This is a genomic window from Aerococcus sp. L_32 (assembly GCF_050689315.1).
The window spans coordinates 1-2,640 of record NZ_JBOEQF010000279.1 but is presented as its reverse complement, the minus strand read 5'-3'; the positions used below and the strand labels follow the sequence as shown (position 1 = coordinate 2,640).

Here is a 2,640-nt window from a genome sequence, read left to right as displayed (position 1 = left end):
AATCTCAATCCCTGGTTGATTATTTGGAATATAGACATGGAATTGCAATTCACCATCATCCTCAATGGAATAAGCCTCCATGAAAATACCGCGCGCCAGTAGTTCATCCCCCATGAATAAAGGCGTAATCCGGTAGCGGACATGATTTTCACTATCTTCCACGTAGGCAGCCACATAGTTTTCAAAAGGTAGCATACCTTCCACATTGAAATACCGGGTCCCGGTCATCAAGTTCAGCAAATTATCCTGCTGACCAGTCAACTGAAAACCAATTAAATGACTTCGGTTATACAACCAGCCAGCCGATACAATATCATACCGATTTTGTTGCCAACCAGTTGGTGTGATTGTGGTCAAAGCTTCTCGTTGTTCCGATTCAGCCGGCATCAAGTCCGCCCCTAACAAGGCATTGGCTTCAGACACCCGACCCAAATCATCCAAAGGGCTATACCGCTCCCAAGATTCTTCAACATCCGTCAAATCAGCATCCGTAAAAATCGGCACATTGTCATTCACTTCAACATAAGCCTGCCCGCCCGGCACACTAGGCGGGTTCTGATGGTAGAGCTGACCTAAATCCTCAGCCTCTTCCAGCGAAGATGCCCCTTGTTGGCTTTCAGAAGCCGAGTCACCACTTGATTCTGATTCAGATGAAGAACTTGCCCCATCCCCACTACTATCTTCTATAGAAGAAGATGCTTGGTCGTTCTTATTCCCTTCATCAGCCTGACGCACCCGCGACGACTCAGACGCTAATTGGTGGTCCTCCAAAATCTCCTGGTAAATCGACGACGTCCGGGATACCTCTTTGGCCACCTCAACTGGCTCAGCCAACCGCTCTTCCGCCATCCGGTTACCAACCCATAGAAATAGGATTAATCCCGCCAGAACCAGCATGGCAAATAACCGCTTATCCTTAGGACCATTTTGATTTCTACCAGCCACCAACAACACCTCCCTCTCACTAAATCTCTGCCTTTTATCATACCATATTTCCATTTTTTCTGGGCAAAAGGACCAGCACTTTCATGGCTGACAAGCCAATTTAGACAAATTTTTTCGTCAATAAAAGGACTGCAGCTTTTAGCCACAGTCCCTTGAAAATTTTATAATTTACCTTGGTTATAATATCGGCCTTAAAATTAGTCACCGTTGTAAATAGTTGGTACGATCATGTAGTCAACCGTACGTAAAGCACCTAGGTCACGACCACCTGCATATGAAATACTTGATTGTAAATCTTCTTGCATTTCACGCATGGTGTGCCATAAGCTACCACGGCTTTCGATCAACATTTTCTTACCTTCTACGTTTTTGTAGATCCCTTTTTGGAATTGAGATGCTGAACCAAAGTATTCTTTGTAAGTTACACCATCTTGCTCTACAGTTTCACCTGGTGATTCAACGTGGGCAGCTAATAATGAACCGACCATAACCATCGATGCACCGAAACGTACAGATTTCGCAATATCACCGTTTGTACGGATACCACCGTCAGCGATAATTGGTTTACGCGCTGCTTTAGCACATAATTTAATCGCTTGTAATTGCCAACCAGCAGTACCAAAACCAGTCTTGATTTTAGTGATACATACACGACCAGGTCCAACCCCTACTTTAGTAGCGTCAGCACCAGCGTTTTCTAAATCACGCACTGCTTCAGGTGTTGCCACATTACCAGCAATTACAAATGTTTCTGGAATCTGTTCTTTAATGTATTTAATCATATCGATAACAGTCTCTGAATGACCGTGCGCGATATCAATTGTTATGTAGTCTACGCGTTCACCACTTGCTTTGATTTCATCGATGAAAGTATATTCTTCTGGTTTTACACCAACAGAAATTGACGCAAATAAACCTTCAGCATTCATGTGCTTGATAAATGGCATACGTTTTTCTGGTTCAAAACGGTGCATAATATAGAAGTAACCTTTGCGGGCCAATTCCTCAGCTAACTCTTCATTTAATACAGTTTGCATGTTTGCTGGCACAACTGGTATATTAAATTCACGACCTCCAAATTCAATTGAAGTGTCTGCCTGGCTACGGCTTGTAATCACACATTTAGCAGGTATTAATTGGACTTGTTCATAATCAAAAGTTTCCACGAATTCAACTCGCCTTTCTCTCTATCAATATCTTCAACAACAAAAGGTGTCCGTAAACACCAATTCGTATTCTACACACTTACTTTCTGAATTGCAAGTTTTATTCATTCGTTTTTTTAGCGATTTGTCCAAATTTATCCAAATCGATGCATAAATTGACTGGTTTTTTCACCAATTGACGAACATTATCTTTTAGGGTTATCCCGAACATTACTAAATTCAAAACAAGCGGTTTTGACCTCGTAGAATTTATATTAAAAGACGAACTATTAATCTCAGAGAATTTTTATTTAAACAAAAAAGAAACTAGCTTATCACTAGTCTCCCTCTTGCAAAGAAAAATCTACCTTTATACTTGCCAGCTATCATTAAATTCTTCATGCGTTTTTAAGGCATCAATCGTTGGCATCCCACCTTGGGCACCAAATTTTTGAACAGATAAAGAACCTGCAATTGAGGCAAATTGAATGGCGTCAGCTAAGCTATTACCTTTAGATAAGGCCACGGTAAAAGCACCTGAGAAGGTGTC

General features: G+C 41.6%; 3 protein-coding genes. All 3 read right to left on the bottom strand.

Annotated features, from left to right (window positions below; genetic code table 11):
• A partial coding sequence (locus ACRCJ0_RS11740; protein WP_431390527.1) for a DNA/RNA non-specific endonuclease occupies positions 1–945 on the bottom strand: 945 nt, incomplete at its 3' end.
• A 197-nt stretch (positions 946–1,142) separates the two neighbouring features.
• Positions 1,143–2,111, bottom strand: a complete 969-nt coding sequence (locus ACRCJ0_RS11735; protein ID WP_431388169.1) for a GMP reductase — start codon at positions 2,109–2,111, stop codon at positions 1,143–1,145.
• 349 nt (positions 2,112–2,460) lie between these two features.
• Positions 2,461–2,640, bottom strand: a 180-nt coding sequence (locus ACRCJ0_RS11730; protein WP_431390526.1) for a PfkB family carbohydrate kinase, incomplete at its 5' end; no start/stop codon positions are given.